16 protein-coding genes and 1 tRNA gene are annotated in these 19,135 nt (G+C 64.0%); 8 read left to right on the top strand and 9 right to left on the bottom strand.

The window, feature by feature from the left end:
- Window positions 1-485 precede the first annotated feature (485 nt).
- Window positions 486-560, bottom strand: a tRNA-Arg gene (locus B9G49_RS10165).
- A 332-nt stretch (window positions 561-892) separates the two neighbouring features.
- Between B9G49_RS10165 and B9G49_RS10160 the strand changes: the two genes are divergently transcribed.
- Window positions 893-1,492: a recombinase RecA gene (locus tag B9G49_RS10160; RefSeq protein WP_086216281.1), complete on the top strand. Its 600-nt coding sequence runs from the start codon at window positions 893-895 to the stop codon at window positions 1,490-1,492.
- A gap of 76 nt (window positions 1,493-1,568) precedes the next feature.
- Window positions 1,569-1,991 (top strand): CoA-binding protein, encoded by a 423-nt coding sequence (locus B9G49_RS10155; RefSeq protein ID WP_086216287.1) that lies wholly within the window; start codon window positions 1,569-1,571, stop codon window positions 1,989-1,991.
- A gap of 61 nt (window positions 1,992-2,052) precedes the next feature.
- Here the strand turns inward: B9G49_RS10155 and B9G49_RS10150 are convergent, their stop codons facing one another.
- Window positions 2,053-3,033 carry a PLP-dependent cysteine synthase family protein gene (locus B9G49_RS10150; protein ID WP_086216280.1) on the bottom strand — a complete coding sequence of 327 codons (981 nt, stop codon included), beginning with the start codon at window positions 3,031-3,033 and terminating at the stop codon, window positions 2,053-2,055.
- Window positions 3,034-3,188: 155 nt separating this feature from the next.
- Between B9G49_RS10150 and thrS the strand changes: the two genes are divergently transcribed.
- Window positions 3,189-5,162, top strand: a complete 1,974-nt coding sequence (gene thrS / locus B9G49_RS10145) for a threonine--tRNA ligase (protein ID WP_198943830.1) — start codon at window positions 3,189-3,191, stop codon at window positions 5,160-5,162.
- A 30-nt stretch (window positions 5,163-5,192) separates the two neighbouring features.
- Here thrS and B9G49_RS10140 read toward each other — a convergent pair whose 3' ends face one another.
- Entirely contained in the window at window positions 5,193-6,716 is a 1,524-nt protein-coding gene (locus B9G49_RS10140) for an ATP-binding protein (protein ID WP_086216278.1), read from the bottom strand.
- 143 nt (window positions 6,717-6,859) lie between these two features.
- Between B9G49_RS10140 and B9G49_RS10135 the strand changes: the two genes are divergently transcribed.
- The 3 genes from B9G49_RS10135 to B9G49_RS10125 all read left to right on the top strand — a co-directional run bounded on the left by B9G49_RS10135 (window position 6,860) and on the right by B9G49_RS10125 (window position 10,044).
- Window positions 6,860-8,026, top strand: a complete 1,167-nt coding sequence (locus tag B9G49_RS10135) for an alanine--glyoxylate aminotransferase family protein (RefSeq protein WP_086216277.1) — start codon at window positions 6,860-6,862, stop codon at window positions 8,024-8,026.
- A gap of 78 nt (window positions 8,027-8,104) precedes the next feature.
- Entirely contained in the window at window positions 8,105-9,214 is a 1,110-nt protein-coding gene (locus B9G49_RS10130) for a guanosine monophosphate reductase (RefSeq protein WP_086216276.1), read from the top strand.
- A 110-nt stretch (window positions 9,215-9,324) separates the two neighbouring features.
- Window positions 9,325-10,044, top strand: coding sequence for a class I SAM-dependent methyltransferase (locus tag B9G49_RS10125; RefSeq protein WP_049929676.1), 720 nt, complete (start codon window positions 9,325-9,327; stop codon window positions 10,042-10,044).
- A gap of 38 nt (window positions 10,045-10,082) precedes the next feature.
- Here B9G49_RS10125 and B9G49_RS10120 read toward each other — a convergent pair whose 3' ends face one another.
- The 4 genes from B9G49_RS10120 to B9G49_RS17020 form a co-directional block, all read right to left on the bottom strand.
- Entirely contained in the window at window positions 10,083-11,375 is a 1,293-nt protein-coding gene (locus B9G49_RS10120) for an MFS transporter (RefSeq protein ID WP_086216275.1), read from the bottom strand.
- Window positions 11,376-11,464: 89 nt separating this feature from the next.
- Entirely contained in the window at window positions 11,465-12,202 is a 738-nt protein-coding gene (locus B9G49_RS10115) for an SDR family oxidoreductase (protein WP_086216274.1), read from the bottom strand.
- A 91-nt stretch (window positions 12,203-12,293) separates the two neighbouring features.
- The gene (locus tag B9G49_RS17025) at window positions 12,294-12,551 is read right to left on the bottom strand and encodes a hypothetical protein (RefSeq protein ID WP_233125193.1); all 258 of its coding nucleotides are present in this window, start codon (window positions 12,549-12,551) and stop codon (window positions 12,294-12,296) included.
- A gap of 21 nt (window positions 12,552-12,572) precedes the next feature.
- On the bottom strand, window positions 12,573-12,908 hold the full coding sequence (locus B9G49_RS17020; protein ID WP_233125192.1) for a hypothetical protein: 336 nt from the start codon (window positions 12,906-12,908) through the stop codon (window positions 12,573-12,575).
- A gap of 580 nt (window positions 12,909-13,488) precedes the next feature.
- Here B9G49_RS17020 and B9G49_RS10100 point away from each other — a divergent pair.
- The gene (locus tag B9G49_RS10100; RefSeq protein WP_233125191.1) at window positions 13,489-14,544 is read left to right on the top strand and encodes a sensor histidine kinase KdpD; all 1,056 of its coding nucleotides are present in this window, start codon (window positions 13,489-13,491) and stop codon (window positions 14,542-14,544) included.
- A gap of 416 nt (window positions 14,545-14,960) precedes the next feature.
- Window positions 14,961-15,983, top strand: coding sequence for a site-specific integrase (locus B9G49_RS10095; protein WP_086216272.1), 1,023 nt, complete (start codon window positions 14,961-14,963; stop codon window positions 15,981-15,983).
- Window positions 15,984-16,196: 213 nt separating this feature from the next.
- On the opposite strand, the gene B9G49_RS10090 is transcribed toward B9G49_RS10095, so the two are convergent.
- Window positions 16,197-17,534: a sulfatase-like hydrolase/transferase gene (locus tag B9G49_RS10090; protein ID WP_086216271.1), complete on the bottom strand. Its 1,338-nt coding sequence runs from the start codon at window positions 17,532-17,534 to the stop codon at window positions 16,197-16,199.
- Between the two features lie 427 nt (window positions 17,535-17,961).
- Entirely contained in the window at window positions 17,962-18,120 is a 159-nt protein-coding gene (locus B9G49_RS16555; RefSeq protein WP_158093611.1) for a hypothetical protein, read from the bottom strand.
- Between the last annotated feature and the right edge of the window lie 1,015 nt (window positions 18,121-19,135).

Below are 19,135 nucleotides of genomic sequence, written 5' to 3'. Positions count from 1 at the left end.
ACCGATCTCGCGAGCGGCGGCCGAAATTGTGAGTCTCGTGTGCGCTCCGCACAGTCTCTAGTAACCGGCAACCGATCGGAACGGTAAGCGAGTGACGCCGGTTTTATAAAACGCAAGGAGAATACCCGCGCCTTTAGGCCTGTCTCTTACCCACAAATCGAGTCGTTGTCGAAGTCAATAAATCCGGTTGAAACCTCGATATCTACAGACTTAACACTTCCATGGGACGATTTTGCTGATCTCGTTTACCACATTCAACAACCCCCCACTGCCGATATCACCGTCCGAATCGCTCCTCACCTCGATCTCTCGAGAATAGATTTGGTTCGACAGCGTCTGAAACGTCTGTTTGGGACTCGGTGAACTTGTGGGTAAGAGACAGGCCTTTAGGCGCGGGATGAATCCGACAAGCTCTCCACACCCACCATTTGATCCGAGACTATACAGTAGAATTAGGACTAGTTCGGCAACGGACCGCGAGTGAGTGGGCGCTACAGGATTTGAACCCGTGGCAACTTGGTCCGAAGCCAAGCACTCTGTCCAAACTGAGCTAAGCGCCCTCACGTCGGCTTACTTCCGAGAGCGTGTTAAGTCCCGCGATTCGAAACCGGCGCCGCGCAGTCCGTCGGTTCCGGCCCGGCGTCGCCGATCGGTCGATTCGCCTGCGTGATAGATTTCCACGGTCCGGCGGCGTTCGGCCCCCCACTGGTGGCCGAATTCGCCGTCCGATCGGGTCCACGGCCCGATCGAGACGCGCCGTCGCGTCGCAGGGGCCGATCAAAAAGAATATTATTCGGAGCGGGCATGTTCAGGTAGTAGATGTGTCTTGGTCGCACGGCCTCGCGGCCGAACGAGTGGATCGCGCCGACGTCGCCGCCCCCGAGGTGCGTCCATGTATGAGCTGACGCCGCATTTCGACGCCGAGGTCGATCCCGGGACCAACATTCTGTTGACCGGCCCGCCGCTCAGCGGGAAGCGGTCGATAATGATGGACGTCCTCGCCGCAGGGACCGATCGCGACGAGGGCGCCATCGTCGTCACCACCAAGGACGGCGCCGATCGGGTGCTCCGCGACTACGAGGAGCGGACGCCCTACGAGGGGAAGCCCGTCGCGGTCGTCGACTGCGTCACCCGCCAGCAGGGGGGCGAGACCCGCGAGTCCGACCGTATCAAGTACGCCTCCTCGCCGGTAGACATGACCGGGATCGGGATCAAGCTCTCCGAGTTCCTCCAGGCGTTCGGCGACCGCGGTATCGATCAGAACCGCGTGATGGTCTACTCGCTGTCGACGCTGCTGATGTACTCGGACCTCCAGACGGTGTTCCGGTTCCTCCACGTGTTCACGGGCCGCGTCCAGAGCGTCGACGGACTGGGACTGTACAGCATCGACTCGACCGCCCACGACGACCAGGCGATGAACACGCTCAAACAGCTGTTCGACGGCATCGTCACCGTCCCCGAGGACGGCGACCCCGAGATCCGACTCCCCTGACCGGGAGCCGACGACCACGCTTCTCTTCACAGCGGCTAGGGATCCGTTTAATCGCATGGCGATCGAATCGTCGACCATGCCCGTCACGGACGACGCCGGACTCGACCGCCTGCTCGACGCAGAGACGATCGCCGTCGTCGGCTGTTCGACGACGCCCGGGAAGGCCGCGCACGACGTGCCCGCGTATCTTCAGGACCGGGGGTACCGCGTGATCCCGGTGAATCCGTTCGCGGACGAGGTGCTCTGCGAACCGGCGTACGACGCGGTCGGCGACGTGGAAGAAGAGATCGACATCGTTGACGTGTTCCGGCCGAGCGAGGAGGTCCCGGAGATCGCCGAGGCCGTCCGCGAGCGACACGCGTCGCGCGGCGACGCCGGGACGCTGTGGATCCAACTCGGGATCAGCCACGACGAGGCGGCCGCGGCCGCGGAGGAGGACGGGATCGACGTCGTTCAGGACCGCTGTCTCAAGGTCGAACACGGTCGACTGCGCGGATAACGGACCGGGCGGCGGCCGCGGTACCGGCCGGAGTCTGGGCGGCGTCGCGCCGCTCCGCCACCTACCCCTCCCACTCCTCGAAGGACCGGTAGACGCCCTTCGAGAGGTAGCGCTCGGAGGAGTCGGGGAAGACGGTGACGACCGCGTCGTGCGGGGCGTCTATCTTGCCGTCGCGGATCTCCCGCGCGACCCGCTTCGCCGCGATCGCGTTCGCGGCCGACGAGGAGGCGACGAGGTGGCCCTCCTCGCTCGCGAGCCGGCCCATCTCCTCGTGGACGTCGCGGTCGTCGATCGCTTGGATCTCGTCGACGAGGTCCGGGTCGAACAGCTCGTTGCGTCCGGTGTCGTGGGTGCCGATCCCCTCGGTCTTGTACGCCTCGTGGTCGACGTCTTCGCCGAGGAACTCGCGGTACGCGGAGCCGGCCGGCTCGACCGCGACGACGTGGGTGTCCGGGTCGGCCTCGCGGAAGTAGCGGGCGATCCCCATCAGCGTCCCGCCCGTGCCGCAGCCGGCGACGACCGCGCCGACCTCGCCGTCGAGGGCCTCGTCGATCTCGGGGGCGGTCGTCTCGTAGTGTGCCTCGGCGTTGAGCGGGTTCGAGAACTGTTGGGGGACGACCGCGTCGTCGAGCTCCGCCGCGATCTCGTGGGCGCGGTCGATCGCGAGCCCCATCCCGTCCTCGCTCGGCGTGTTCACCACCTCGGCGCCGAGCGCGCGCATGAGCTGCTGTTTCTCCACCGAGAAGCGCTCGGGAACGACGAAGACGGCGTTTAACCCCAGCTGCTTGGCGGCGACCGCGAGCCCGATCCCGGTGTTGCCGGCGGTCGGCTCGACCACGGTGCCGCCCTCGCCGAGGTCGCCCCGCTCCAGCATGCGTTTGAGCATGTACCTCCCGATGCGGTCCTTGATGCTCGCTCCCGGGTTGAATGACTCCAGCTTGGCGTACACCGGCACCGCGGTCGGCGCGTCGTGGACCTCGACGAGCGGCGTCTCCCCGATCGCCTCCAACACCGACGACAGGGGCTCCCGATGACTGGTCATAGGGCGGCAAACGTTGCCGGGTGATTTGTGTGTTGCCATCGCTCGCTCCCGATCCGGGGCTCCAGAGCGGCGGCGTGACTTGCCGGGATCTGGCGGCGAGCGCCGAACGATGTCCGGTCGACCGTGACGCTCGGCGCCGCGGATCGAACACACTTATGCCGGTCGTCCGGTTCCGACACTGTATGAGCGAGACCGATGCGGAGGCCGAGGTGACGGTCGTCCTGCCGGACGGATCAGAACTCACCGTTCCGGCGGGCTCGACAGTCGAGGACGTCGCCTTCGAGATCGGCCCCGGGCTCGGTCGCGACACCGTCGCGGGGAAGATCGACGGCGAACTCGTCGAGAAGCACGCGGCGGTCCACGACGGCGCGCGGATCGAGATCGTCACCGACCAGTCCGACGAGTACCTCACGGTGTTGCGCCATTCCGCGGCCCACGTGTTCGCGCAGGCGCTCCAGCGGCTCCACCCGGAGGCGACGCTGACGATCGGCCCGCCGACCGACGACGGCTTCTACTACGACGTGACCGACGTGGACGTCGACGAGGACGACCTGGCCGCCGTCGAGGCGGAGATGGACAAGATAATCGCCGCCGACTACGACATCGAGCGCGAGGTCCGCTCGCGCGAGGAGGCGAAAGAGATCTACGCCGACAACGAGTACAAACGCCAGATACTCGACGAGGAGGCCGACGGCGAGGAGGTCACCTTCTACGTCCAGGACGACTGGCAGGACCTCTGTCAGGGCCCGCACGTCGAGTCGACCGGCGAGATCGGCGCGGCGACGCTGCTCGAGGTGTCGGCCGCCTACTGGCGCGGCGACGAGGAGAACGACACGCTGACGCGCGTGTACGGCACCGCGTTCGCGAGCGAGTCCGACCTCCAGGAGTACCTCGAACTCCGCGAGGAGGCCCAAGAGCGCGACCACCGAAAGATCGGGCAGGAGATGAACCTCTTCTCGATCCCGACGGTGACCGGCCCCGGCCTGCCGCTGTACCACCCGCCGGGGAAGACGGTGCTGCGCGAGCTGTCCGACTTCGCGAACGAGCTCAACCGCGAGAAGGGGTACGAGGAGGTCGAGACGCCGCACGTGTTCCGGACGGAGCTGTGGAAGCAGTCCGGCCACTACGAGAACTACAAGGACGACATGTTCCTCCTCGACGTGAACGACGAGGAGTACGGCCTGAAGCCGATGAACTGCCCGGGCCACGCGACGATCTTCGACCAGCAGAACTGGTCGTACCGCGACCTCCCCCAGCGCTACTTCGAGAACGGGAAGGTGTACCGGAAAGAGCAGCGCGGCGAGCTGTCGGGCCTCTCGCGCGTCTGGTCGTTCACCATCGACGACGGCCACCTGTTCGTCCGCCCCGACCAGATCCGGCAGGAGATCGAGTCGGTGATCGAGATGATCTTCGAGGTCGTGGAGACGCTCGATCTGGAGGTCGAGGTCGCCTTAGCGACCCGCCCCGACAAGTCCGTCGGCGGCGACGAGATCTGGGAGTCCGCCGAGGAGCAGCTCCGCGACGTGCTCGAATCGGGCGGCTACGACTACGACATCGAGCCCGGCGACGGCGCGTTCTACGGCCCGAAGATCGACTTCGGCTTCGAGGACGCCCTCGGCCGCGTCTGGGACGGTCCGACCGTCCAGCTCGACTTCAACATGCCCGACCGGTTCGACCTGACCTACACGGGCGAGGACAACGAGGAGCACCAGCCGGTGATGATCCACCGGGCGCTGTACGGGAGCTACGAGCGGTTCTTCATGGTGCTGATCGAGCACTTCGACGGGAACTTCCCGCTGTGGCTCGCGCCGGAGCAGGTTCGGATCCTCCCCGTCTCCGACGAGACGCTGGGCTACGCCCACCGCGTGAAGAACGAGCTGGAAGACGCGGGCTTCCGCGTCGAGGTCGAGGACCGCGACTGGACCGTCGGCCGCAAGATCCGCGCGGGCCACGACGACCGCCTCCCGTACATGGTCATCGTCGGCGACGACGAGCAGGAGGCGGGCGCGGTCTCGGTGCGCGACCGCTTCGAGAACCAGCGCGGCGACGTCGACCTCGACACGTTCGTCGACCACCTCGTCGACGAGCGCGACGAGAAGCGGACGGAGCCGGACTTCGTCGACGAGTAACCGGCCCGAGCGGCCCGTCGTCGGCCGCGGTCAGTCGTCGACGAACTGTACGCCCTCGATCTCGAAGCGCGCCCCGCCCTCGCTCCCCTCGCCGACCGTCACCGTCCACCCGTGGGCGGCCGCGATCTCCTCGACGATTCGCAGCCCGAGCCCGGTCCCGTCCTTGCTGGTCGTGAATCCCGACTCGAACACCTTTTCGCGCTCCGAGGCGGGGATTCCGGGCCCGTCGTCCTCCACGAAGAACCCGCTCGCGTCGGCGAGGGGGGCGACACGGATCGTCACGTCGGTCCCGCCGTGGTCGACCGCGTTACGGAACAGGTTCTCTAACAGTTGGCGGAGCTTGGACCTGTCGGCGCGGACCACGACGCGGTCGTCGGTGGCGGTGAGGTCGGCGCCCCTCGTCTCGGCGGTGCCCCAGGCCTCGCGGCTCAGGTCGGCGACGTCGACCGCCGTCAGATCCTCGACCTGCGTGCCCTCCCGGGCTAACGTCAGCAGGTCGTCGATGAGCGTCTCCATCCGCGACAGCGAGTCCTTCACCGCTTGGAGGTGGTCGTCGCCGTCGGCGTCAACGAGATCGACGTGGCCAATCGCGGCGTTCAGCGGGTTCCGGAGGTCGTGGGTGACGACGCTCGTGAACTCCTCGTGACGGTCGCGCTCGCGCTGGACCTCCGCTTCTGCCCGCTTGCGCTCCAGTTCGTAGCTGACCCACCGGGTGAGCAGCCGCACGAAGGTCTGCTGGAGGTCGGTGAACGGCTCCGATCTGGCCGCGGTGTCGGCGAAACAGAGCGTCCCGTACAGCTCGGCGTCGACCTCGACTCGGCCGCCGACGTAGGTGCCAAGGTTGAACCGGTCGAACGCGGGGTCGTCGCTCCACCCCTCTGCCGCCGCGTCGACGACGGTCAGGAGGTCTTCTTGCCCGATGGTTTGCTTACAGTACGCCTCGGCCAGTGGGCAGCTCTCGCCGGGTTGGAGCGCCTCGTGTGTCGCGTGTGACGCCTCGATGTACTGTGTTCCGTCGTCAATGCGGGTGAGAAATCCGTTCGGCACGTCGAGGTACTCACAGCCCAGCTCGAACAGCGAGTCGAGCTTCTCCTCGAACGGTCGCTTCCGGTCGGAGGAGACGGCGTACAGCCGTTGGACCGCTTTGAGGTCTCGCTCCCGTTGCCGTTCTAACTCCCGCTGTTCGGTGATATCCCGGAGGTGGATCGAGAGGCCCGACTCGGAGGGCGAGACGCGCACGTCGAACCACGTGTCGAGCGGTTCGTAGTACGAGTCGAACGACACCGGCTCCTGGGTCTCCATCGCCTCGTGGTACCGGTCGTAGAACTCCGTTTCGACGGCCTCGGGGATCGACTCCCAGATGTTCGCTCCCTCGACGGATTCGCGGGACTCAACGATGTCGTCGGCCATCGCCTCGCGGAGGATCGCCGCGCCCGTCTCGTTCGTGTAGGTGATCCGCCAGTCGGCGTCGAGCGCGAAGAACCCGTCCGCCATCCGATCGAGGACCACCCGGAGGTCGGCGTCGGGCGCCGATGCTCCGGGTGTATCGTTCATACATACGGACTGTATTACTGCCACTTTACTTCCCGGGATCACCGGTGGTAGACTCCCGACCGGCCGCGGGGTCGCCGCCCTCCGCCGGCGCGCTCTGTTCGTTTTCCGCCGTGTTTTTTGTCACCGCCGCGGGAGCGTGGGGTATGAGCAACCGATCGATGACGGCCACCGCGGACGACGGAGCTCCGGACGTCGGAGAGCTGACGCCGCCGGACCGGACCCTGATGGGGCCCGGACCGAGCGACGTCCACCCGCGCGTGCTCAAGGCGATGAGCACGCCGCTCGTCGGCCACCTCGACCCGTCGTTCGTCGAGATCATGGACGAGGTCCAGGAGCTGTTGCGCTACACGTTCCGGACCGACAACCAGTGGACGATCCCGGTCTCCGGGACCGGGTCGGCGTCGATGGAGGCCGCCATCGGCAACCTCGTCGAGCCGGGCGACACGATGCTGGTACCGACGAACGGCTACTTCGGCGGCCGGATGAAGTCGATGGCCGAGCGCGCGGGCGGCGAGGTCGTCGAGGTGGACGCCCCGTGGGGCGAGCCCCTCGACCCCGTCGACGTCGAGCGCGGCTTCAACGAACACCAGCCGGACGTGTTCGGGTTCGTCCACGCGGAGACGTCGACGGGCGTCCGCCAGCCGAACGTCTCCGAACTAACCGACATCGCGCACGCTCACGACGCGTTCGTGATCGCGGACTGCGTCACCTCGCTCGGCGGCGTCGAGATGCGCGTCGACGAGTGGGACGTCGACGCCGCCTACTCCGGCCCGCAGAAGTGCCTCTCGTGTCCGCCGGGGGCGAGCCCACTCACGCTCAACGACCGCGCGATGGACAAGGTGCTCGACCGCGAGGAGCCGGCCCGCTCGTGGTACCTCGACCTCTCGCTGTTGGAGGGGTACTGGGGCGACGAGCGCGCGTACCACCACACCGCGCCGATCACGAACGTGTACGCGCTCCGCGAGGCGCTCCGCCTCGTCGCCGAGGAGGGAATCGAAGAGCGGTGGACGCGTCACCGCGAGGTCGCCGGCGACCTGAAGGTAGGGCTCCGCGATCTGGGCCTCGAAATGAACGCTCCCGACGAGTACTGGCTCCCAAGTCTGAACGCGGTCCGGGTGCCCGACGGGGTCGACGACGCCGCAGTCATCGACCGCCTGCTCGACGAGTACGACCTGGAGATCGCCTCCGGGCTCGGGGACCTGGAGGGCGACATCTGGCGCATCGGCTGTATGGGGCACTCTGCCCGCCCGAAGAACGTCGAGTACGTCCTCGCGGCGCTCGAGGGCGCCCTGGCCGAGCAGGGGTACTGACGCGTCGCGGCAGCGCGACCGCGCCCGCTCCGGCTATCGAGAGGTTTTTTACCGTCCGTCCCTCGTCCCGCTAAGGGTATGAACGATCTACGAACCGGGCTGAGCTACGGGGACGTGCTGCTCGTCCCGCAGCGGTCGCCCGTCGACAGCCGGAGCGACGTGGACCTGTCGACGCGGTTCACGCCGAACGTCGAACTGGAGACCCCGCTGGTCTCGGCGGCGATGGACACCGTCACGGAGGCCGAACTGGCGATCGAGCTCTCGCGGGCCGGCGGGCTCGGCGTCCTCCACCGCTTCCTCACCGTCGACGAGCAGTCGGCGCAGGTCGAGCGGGTGGCCGCGGCCGGCGAGCGGGTCGCGGCCGCGGTCGGCATCAACGAGGACCACCTCGCTCGCAGCGCCGCGCTGGTCGACGCCGGCGTGGACGCGATCGTCGTCGACGTCGCGCACGGCCACCTCGACCGGACGATCGCGGCCGTCGAGGAGATCGCTGCGGAGTTCCCGGAGACGGACCTCGTCGCCGGCAACGTCGCCACGCCGGCGGGCGTCGAGGACCTCGCGGCGGCCGGGGCCGACTGCGTGAAGGTCGGCATCGGGCCGGGTTCGCACTGTACGACGCGGAAGGTCGCCGGGGCCGGCGTCCCACAGCTCACCGCGGTCGACGACTGCGCGACCGCGGCCGCGGACCTCGACGTGACGATCTGCGCCGACGGCGGCATTCGGACCTCCGGCGACGCGGCGAAGGCGCTGATGGCGGGGGCCGACACGGTGATGCTCGGGAGCCTCTTCGCCGGGACGGCGGAGGCCCCGGGGGCGGTCGTCGAGGTCGACGGGACGCGGTACAAGCGGTCGCGCGGGATGGCGACGACCGCCGCCGCCGAGGACCGGGACGACAAAGGCGCGAACGTGGGCGCCGACGAGGGCGTCGAGGCGCTGACGCCCTTCAAGGGCCCGGTGGGGACGGTCGCCGAGGAGTTCTGCCAGGGGATTCGTTCGGGCCTCTCGTACTGCGGCGGGCACACGCTCGAAGGCGCCCGGGAGCGCGCCGAGTTCATGCGCGTCGCCCCCGGCGCGAAGGAGCGCGAGGGGTTCCACACCGACGACGACTGGGAGGGGATCAGCGTGGACAGCGAGACGAAGCGGGTCGCCAACTCGACCGGCGGGTCGGCCGCCGAGGGCGACGACTGAACGGTCAACTGCGTCCGGTCCCGTCGCCGGCGGACACGAGGTGCGACCCGATGCGTCACTGCGTGACGATATCACGGACCGCTTTTCACCGTGAGCGGACAGTCCGGCGTATGGCCGACGCCTTCGGACGCGCGCTCCGCGACCACAACCGTGGCGACCGGACGGAGCCGCTCTACCAGGGAGACGGCGAGGCGGTCCGCGAACATCCGATCGAGGCGTTCTATTTCACCGAGTTCGACCCCGACGACGAGGCGGGGTCGTGGCTAGCGTCCCGGCTGGAGTGCCCGCTGGTCGACCTCGGCGCCGGCGCTGGCCGCCACGCGCTGCGGTTTCAGGAGCGGTTCGAGACGGTGGCCGTCGAAGCCAGCCCGGCGCTCGTCGAGACAATGCGGGACCGCGGCGTCGCCGACGCGAGGGAGGGCGACATGTTCGCCCTCCGCGAGTCGTTCGAGCGCGACCGATTCGCGTCGGCGCTCGCGATCGGGACGCAGATCGGGCTGGCGGGATCGATGCGCGGGCTCTCGGCGTTCCTCAGCGACCTCGCGTTCGTGACGACGCCCGACGCGACCGCGGTGGTCGACTGCTACGATCCCGAGCACTCCGAGGCGGCAGACCTGTTCGGCTACCGCGCGGACCCGACGCCGGGGCTCGCGCACCGCCTCATGTGGTTCCGGTACGACGGGGAGACGGACCCGACGCTCCACTTCCGGCTGTTCTCGCCGGACCGACTCCGCGAGGCCGCCGTTGGGACCGACTGGGTCGTGGACGCGGTCGACCGCGAGGGCTCCGGCGACGGCCCGCACTACCGCGCCGCGCTGCGGAAGCGGTAAGCGGACGTGGCCGCTCGGTGTGCGGGCCGCACGCGGTCCTACCACGTCGTCAGCGCCGCGCGACCGTGGTCCCGCGCGAGGATCGCGAGGAACGCGAGGACGCCGGTGACCGCGAACGCGCCGCCGACGTAGAAGACGGACGCCATGCTCACCTCGACCATGAGCCAGCCGGCGATGAGAGGGCCGGCCACCGACCCCGGCCGCCACACCAGCTCTCGGATGCCGAAACTGGAGGCGACGCCGCCGTCGTCGGTCCCCTCGTCGGCGAACAGCGCCATGCTGGCCGGCTCCCGGAACGAGTCGGCGACGCCGAGGAGTCCCGAGAGGCAGACGAGCGGAAGGTACGCCGGCGGGAGCGCGCCCAGTACGGGGACCGTGACGCCGCTACCGAGGGCGGCACCGATCGGCGCCGAGAACGGGATCGCCATCGCGATCACCCCGTAGGCTCCGCCGCCGCCGAACACGAACAGCGACCGCCCGTAGGCGTCTGAGAGCCGACCCGTGAACAGTTGCCCGACCATGTTGGTCGCCTTCTCGGCGGTGACCGTCACCGCCACCGCGGTCGCCCCGACCGCGAGCCCCCCGCCGCCGACCGCCGTCCCCGCGTAGATGGGAACCCACGTCCGGACCATCGTCACCGCGAAGGCGTACTGCGCCCGGAACGTCGATATCGTCAGGAGCTTGCGGTTGACCGCGAGGTCGGTGAAGGGGAACCCCTCGATCCGCGTCGGGTCGTCGTCGAGCACGCCCCACGTGACGAGCCACGCGGCCACCATCAGCGCCGTGATGACCCCGAAGACGGGCCCGAAGCCGACGGCGTCGTAGATGGCGCCCGCGCCGAGCGAGCCGAGTATCGAGGCGGCGAACGAGGCGGCGTTCGCCTTCCCGATCTTGTCTGCCCGGGTGCCCGCTTCGGCGATCTGGCCGACGAGCGAGAGCGTCATCAGCCCCGCGCCGGTGACGACGAACCCCTGAAGCGCGCGCACGGCGACGAACGTGGCCGAGGAGTCGACCAGCGGGAACAGCGCGTACACGCCCGCACCGGCCACGAGAACGGCAAGGAGGACGCGCCGCTTGTCGAACCGGTCGCCGGCCCACGCAAGCGGGACCACCGCGGCCGTCTGCGCGAGCGTGAACCCGGTGGTGTACATCCCGATGACGAAGCCGGCCGAGACCGTGACGCCCAACACGGTGACCGCCTGCGGGTCCAACGCGTTGATGTACGTCGGCAAGAGCGTCAACAGCGTGATGAACCCGAACCCCTCCGCGAACCGAGTGAGGTACAGCGCCCAGAACTGCGATCGCTTCGGTCCGTCCGTCGCGTTGCTCACACGCGTCCGCCGTCCGGTGATTCAAAAGGGGTTACGGTTCGAAGGCCGGGGCCCGACGCTCGACGGCTCGTCCGCCCGGACCGGGGCGGCTACAGCGCGTCGGCGAACTTGTCGCGCCGGAAGAGGTCGATCTCCTGGGCCGTCGAGCCGGGCCGCGACGCGGCGAAAGAGATCGCCTCAGCCACCTCCTCGGGCTCGGTGACGCTCCCGGGCTCGAACCGCTCCTCGAACGGCTCGCCGTCCTCGCTCCCGAACTCCGTCCGGACCTCCGAGGGGTTGACCACGGAGACGGCCACGCCCTCGTCGCCGACCTGCGCCGCGACGCTGTGCGCGAACCCGCGGACCCACCACTTCGTCGCGGCGTACACGGGGTTGAACGACCGCGGGTACTCCCCGGCGAAGCTGCCGACCGCGATCAGGCTCCCCTCGCTCTCCGTGAGGTGCGGGAGCGCCGCGCGCGTGAGGAAGAACGCGCCGTCGACGTTCGTCTCCTGCATCACCGAGTACTCCTCGTCGGTCATCGTCGCCACGTCGCTCCCGCGGGCGACGCCCGCGTTGACGACGGCCACGTCGAGGTCGCCGAACTCGTCGACCGCGGCCTCGACCGCCGCTTGCGAGGTCGCCGGGTCGCGCACGTCGCCGTCCGCGACCACGGCCTCGACGCCGTGCTCGGACCGCACGTCGTCCGCGACCGATTCGAGCGCCTCGCGCCGCCGCGCCACGAGGACGACGTTCGCCCCGCGCTCGGCGAGCGCGTGCGCCGTCGCCTCACCGATTCCCGAACTCGCTCCCGTTATCACCGCCGCCGCGTCGTCGAGACTCGACATGTACGCAGCGTCGTCGTCGGCGAAGCACATAAATCACCCACGCCGGGGCGAGCGGCGCAGGGGCGGTTGAGCGAACTGCTCGCCGACCGCCTCAGCGGTTGGAGGAGGTGACGCGTCGGTGGTTCGCGCCCGCCCGCATGTCCACGTGGCCGCAGCGCTCGCACCGCCACACGTACGCGCCGGTCTTCACCGCCGCCCGTTCGCCGTCGACCCGTTTGGTCCAGTCGCTCCCGCGCCGGGCGCACTCGTCGGGGCGGTACTTGCTCTCGACGGACTCCTCCTCGGCGACGCCGTCGCCGTCGCCGACCGCGATCCCCTCGGCGCCGGCGCGAACGTCCTCGCCGCTCATCCGTCGTCGCAGCCGAGTCAACTACTCCCGGAAGCGCTCGGTCCGGCCGACGAGTCGGTCGTACCGGCCGTCGTCCGTCGGATCGCCGCCGTCCCGCCACTCGTACGCCGAGATAAGCACGGTGGTCCGGTAGTGCTGGTCCAAGAGCAGGTGGTAGTCGGCCCGGTGGAACAGCGTCTCGACGGTGTCGACGAGGTCCGCTTCGAACACCGGGCGTTCGATGTCGCGGCCGTACGGCGCCTCCGCGTCCGGGGCCGACCGCTCCCTGACACAGAGCACGCGACAGTGCGACGCCTCCGACCGCGACCGTTCCAGTATCTCCTCGGCCGCCCCGTCGCCGAGCGACTCGTCCGGCACGAGGACCGCGACCCCGCCGTCGAACGCCTCGGCGAACTGGGCGGTCGTCAGCCCTCGGCGGGGGCGTACTCGTCGAGCTAGAGCCCGGAGAGGTCGGCCCGGGTCTTGTTCGCCTCGCAGACGACGACCGACGAGGCGAGAAGCGCAACGGGAATCACCCACCGCGGGCCGCTCGGCGCGACCGCCCGACCGGCCGCGGCGTGGCGTCACTCATCGCGCTCCGTCGGCGCGGCGCTCGACTCGCGCATCGACTCGGAGAGCCGCCTCGGCTCGACGGAGAACGGGTGGACGGTCGTGAGGTCCTCGACGAGCGAGACGGCCGTCTCGACCGACCGCTCCGCGCGCCGGAGGTCAGCCTCGATGAAATGACGTTATATTGATTATTTCTGGGTGTTTCGTCGAACACAGCGCGGGTAGCCGGGATAATCTGTTCGGTCGCTGCCGTGCTGAATGCCCGGATAAGTGCGCCACATGGGCTCGTTTCGACCCTCGATCACGGCCTCGACCGGCGCTCGGAGCGCCGAGGGCTCTCGTACATATCGAAATTATTTAAATATCGCATACTGGAATACATCCGAAAATGGCTCCCGACACTCAGATGAATCCCGTCGTTATCGTGGGGGCGGCGATCATCGTCGTAACAGGGGTGATGAGTGTGCTCGTGGACGTCGACTTTGGGATACTCGCACTCCAGGCCGCGGTTCCGATGCTCATCGGAGTCGGATTGGTGTCGTACGGGCGGCTCCGATCGGACGGGGTCGCCGCGACGAGCCAGCGGACGGTGTTGAAATGGACTGTCACCGGATTTCTCGCGTTCGTGATTCTCGGAGCCTGGTTCGGGGAGATGGCCTCCCGAGCGGACTCGTCGATCCTGCTCTCGATGACCGGATCGCTGAGCGTCGGCGCGGCGCTCGGCACGGTCATCGGCGTGTACGCGGCGCGGCTTCGTCGTACGAACGAGGAGCTCGCGGAGACGGTCTCCGAACTCGAACGGGCGAACGAGCGCCTGACGATGCGGAACGAGCAGCTGGATCAGTTCGTCGACGTCGCCAGTCACGACCTCCGAAACCCGGTGAACGTCGCGAAAGGGCGGATCGAACTCGCCCGCAGGGAGTCCGACAGCGAACACCTCGAAACGGCGGACGCCGCCCTCACTCGCATGGAGGCCCTGATCACCGACCTCGTTTCGTTGACGAAGGCGGGCGACCGGATCGACGAAGTCGCCCCCGCGAATCTCGAAGCGGTCAGCCGGTCGGCGTGGGGGAGCGTCGACACGGGCGACGCGTCGCTGCGCGTCGAGACAGAGATAGCCATTTCCGCCGACGAGAGCCGATTGCGACAGATCTTGGAAAACCTGTTCCGCAACTCGGTCGAACACGGCGGCGACGACGTGACCGTGCGGGTCGGAGCCATTCCGAACGGGTTCTACGTCGAAGACACCGGCGCGGGGATTCAAGACGACCTTCGCGACCGACTGTTCGAAGACGGAGTCACCACGGGCGAAGGGGACGCGGGCCTCGGACTGACCATCGTCAAGCAGATCGCCACCGCTCACGGGTGGGAGATAGGCGTCGAGCAGAGCGCCGAGGGCGGCGCTCGCTTCGCGTTCACGGGCGTTGAGTTCCCAGACGGGTGAGGAGTGTCACACGCAGTCTGACTCCGGCCACCCCGCGGGCCGGAATCGAGTGTCGGTCCTGTGGCGCTCGATCCCTCGTCCGTTTGTCCGTGCGGTCCGCCAGGAGTCCCGTCGACGGGCAGAGCCGTCCGTTCAACGTTCGTATCAACCGTCTCGGCACGACTCTTCCCCCTCGGCTAGTTCTCCGAGCCGTCGGCCACCTCGATGGCGCCGATCTGGCGTTCTACCCCGTTCGTGATTCCGCCTTTCGAGACGGCGGCACAACGCGGGAACTCGTCAGTAGACGGTGAACCGTTATGAGAAGCGGGCCGGGCGCGATTTGAACGCCTCACGCCGTGTACGTGCCGTACACGGGCGCTCGGCAAGTAATGGATACTGGGGAATCGCTGTTGGTGAGCTGAGCGCGAGGCCCACCAATGACAACCGATCTCAAGCCGATCGACCCGCAGGAAGCAAAGGAGTGGTATCTCGAAAACCGTCGTGGCGAATTGGCGGATGCGACCTACAAGGCGCACAAGTATCGACTCTCTCCTTTCGTTGAGTGGTGCGATACCGAAGGAGACGTGAGCAACATGAACGACCTAAGCGGTCGGCACTTCCACCAGTACAAGAAGTGGCGACGGGAGAAGGGCGACTGTAACAAGGTCACGATGGCGACGCAACTGAGTACGCTCAAGGTCTTCATCGACTTCTGCGAAAGTATTGACGCCGTCCGTCCCGGTCTATCCGATTACATCGATCCGCCGACGATGAAGAACAAGGAGGACGTGAACGACGACTACGTCGATGCGGAAACTGCTCAGGCGATTATCGAGCATCAACGGAACTTCAACTACTCCCAACGCGAACACGTCATCTTCGAGCTACTGTGGCACACAGGGATGCGAAACGGTGCGCTTCGGGCTATCGACCTCAAGGACTACGACAAGGATGAGCGTACTCTCGAAGTACACCACCGTCCGGATCAGGGAACCCCGCTAAAGAACGGGAAAGAGGGCCAACGTGTTGTCTCTCTCAAGCCGAAGGTCAACCAGATCGTGCGGGATTACATCGACCATCACCGATTCGGTAAAACGGACGATTCTGGACGCGAACCGCTACTGACGACTCGCCAAGGTCGTATCTCCAAAACATCCATCCGGAGTAACTGTTATCGGGCTACTCGTCCTTGCGAGTATGGGCTTAACTGTCCCCACGACAGAAACCCCGACGACTGCGAGGCCGCAAGTTCCTATCACGCGGCCTCAAAGTGTCCGTCCTCTCACGCATCACACTCGTTGAGGAAAGGGGCAATCACGCACGCACGAAGGAGCGAAGTCCCGATCGAAGCGGTATCAGAGCGGATGGATGTGAGTGCGGACGTGCTGAAGAAGCACTACGACAAGCGTACGAAGAAGCAGGAAATGAAGAACCGACGAGGGTACTTCGATAACATCTGATACGAAGTGTATGCGGACATTAACAGTTATTATCGTACAGAGGCTCTGTTGGAAGCATTTTATCTAGATATAAGACAGTATGAAACAGTCAGTAGCTGAAGAGGGCGTATTGCTGCGGAGAATTCTACCAGCTCAGAGAAAGGTTCCGATAGCCAGGCGAGATATAGGGCCCATATCTTGTACGCTTGTTCTTGAAGAACCGGTTTTAATTACTCACGCATAACCGAGATCTTCTAAGCGTTCTTGTACGTCTTTGGGAATAGTCTCGTCGTCGAAAGATACCGTTTTCTTGTTTAGTTCGGACCGTAGATCTTTGAGTCGGGCACGAGGATCCATCGAATCCTCGAAATCGCCATTATATGTGTATCCATCTAACGTCTCGTAGGTGTAATTGCCTCCTGGAAGCACAACCGCATATAGATCTTGATCATAACGTTTGATGATCGAGTCGTCATAGTCTTTTTTCTTCATCTGCTTAATCCGGTTAGTTCGAAGGCCATGACGCTCAACGAGAAGGTCACGACTTGGAGGATCATCCAGTAGATTGTGACCCCGAGATGGGGCGTCGATCCCCGCAATATCTAGTATTGTTCGGTGAACATCAAGTAGACTAACGAGGGTTTCGTTATATGTGGTTGAATCCTGGCCGGTGTAGATGGACAGAGGTACGTGGACAAGTCCGGGATAGATCCCGTGATTGTGCGCCCAAACGCCATCCGTGCCGAACAGTTCTCCATGATCGCTGAGCGTGATTACATAGTCAAAGTCCTCGCTCAGCTCCGTGAAGATATCCTGGTAGACATCCGAGAGATAACGGACGCAGTCGTCGTAAGCGTTCCTAATGGTCTCTGGTGATTCATTGGGTCCGTCGCCGATCGTGTCGTCGATATTCGGACTCGCAGTATACTCGCCTGTCTGGTATTCTGTGGGTGGGTCGTACGGTCCGTGGGCCTCCATTAAATTCGCAAAGAAGAACTCATCGTCACCGAAGTCGGTCTCGCGGACGTAATTCAGTGCGAGTTTTGCTCCGTCGTCAGTACCTGAGATTGACTCGATACCCATATCGCGGGCTTTCATCTTGAGTCCGTAATTTAGCGAATCGATAGTGTCGACATCATTAACGATACACTCGTAAATTGCCTGTAGAAATCGTGAGGGACCTTGATTTTGTGTTACAGATATAAACTCTCCCCAGTCGAAAATATCATTATCGTGTTTTTCGGCTCGCCAACTGTGACGAAATGTTTCGAATCCCCGATCAAATTTGAACGCCGATGAAACATTCGCGTTTGCGCTAAATGCCCGTGTTTGATAGCCCACGTTGGAAAGGAGTTCGGCGAGAACTGTTTGGTCACAATCAAGTGACTCAGCCTTGGCGTACACCCCAAGTTCACTCGGATAAAAGCCGCCGAACAGCGCCGCATGGACGGGGGTTGTCCACGCAGTTGGAGACCAAGCGTTTTCAAAACGAATCCCGGGTAGCCAGTTGAAGTATTCGTTGAACGCGTCTTTTCGTACGGTGTCAAGGACTATAAGCGCAATACTTGTCATTAATTGACAGGGACTACTGAAGTAGAATAATAGTTCCGAATAAGAGATCCAGTCATATCTCTGCTCATCATTACAAATGGAATCTCAGATATGGAATGTGGATTATTTGATAAGATCACTGAGAGGAGTACCGCAGTACCGAATTTTCACCCTCTATTTACCGACTGCTGAACTCAATCTCGATATCGCACCGTATTTCTGACACCATGTCGGTAGGTCGGCCCTCGGGGTCAGTAAGTGGGTTATTTGTACTGACCACAGCAAGTTAGATTGAGTAACCTGCTGATGATTTCAGCAGACCCATTAGCCCCTATATGTCTGGGATTTTATGCTTCCCATCTTTCACACACCGCCAACACGGAACGTCGCCGGATAGTTTCTCACAGTCACACTCTTCAGGTTCCTCCACATTGAGGGGGAGAGTGAGTCAGAAGATGACCTCCGTTATCAGGCCATCTCCCGCGTTCGTCGGAAAATCGAAGACGAAATGACGGCGGACGTGGAGATACTGCGAGAGCATCATCCTGATCTCTATGAGGAACTTCGAGAGGCTGTGTGTGATCCGGAGGGAAAGTAAGCGACTCAATGAATCGAACCACCCGGTTAGAACATTGGCGGGTGCGCTTGCTACGTATATACGTAAGTCCCTCCGAGAAATTTCTCGTCTGAGGGTAGGTATTTGGGTTACTGAGCGGGTCGATATTCCACACATAGAGTTCTCAGGAACCGAGAGTATGGAGGGTCGTACGGAGGTCGCCAGTCAGGCAGACAAATTAGGATGGAGTTAGTCGTCAGTATCAGAATATGTTTCTTTTAGTTTTTCAATTTCTGATTCTAACTTGTCAATTTCCGAATTGAGATCACGTATATCCGAGGCCAAAGAATATCCGTAGAGCATGAACAAGATGGTGAGTGAATATATTAGTAAGCTAAGCGGAATTGGAATCAAACGAAGCCTTATGCCGCTGATATAAGCTGCCTGGCCCCAAAAAGTCGTGAAAATAGTACTCCCAACGATATTAGCAGCTTGAGCTATTATAACGAAAATTACTCCAGTGATTGTAGCTTGAATATATACATTCTTACTCTTTGTCCATTAGCTGAAACCTAACACGTAGTGGTATATACCGTATAACAGCCCACTGATTCCTTCTCGTGTTGATTCGGCAGCTTTATTAAGATGATCTGTATCTTCAGACATTCTTCAACATCTATGGTATTAAATAATAAATAAATTGTGCTATCGGAGTCCGTGAATAGGGTAGGGATCCAGGTAGTCAAAGAATCATCCCGATACGTTTTGACGGTGTGACCAGCCTGCTTTTGAGGCATAGGGACTACATCATCTTCTATTGGGGAAGTTGGTTACTGGAGAAGTGTCCAGGTAAACTCTCCAGTATTTAAACGCACTGATACGGTCGTGCGAAAGTATTTCTCAATATAGTCGTATTCTATAGTAATGGGTCGGTTGGACGGAATCACTCTGGAAGAACTTCACGAGCTACGTGAGCAAACAGCGGGAGAGATCCCGCGAGAACGTGTTCTCGCGGCGATCGGCCGAAAGCAGGGAGACAATCTTGACACACTCGCTGAACGCCATG

Origin of the sequence: Halorubrum sp. SD683 (genome assembly GCF_002135045.1) — an archaeon.
Classification (GTDB): Archaea; Halobacteriota; Halobacteria; order Halobacteriales; family Haloferacaceae; genus Halorubrum; species Halorubrum ezzemoulense.
The sequence above is the reverse complement of the archived record's forward strand: the minus strand, read 5'-3'. Positions and strand labels throughout refer to the sequence as shown.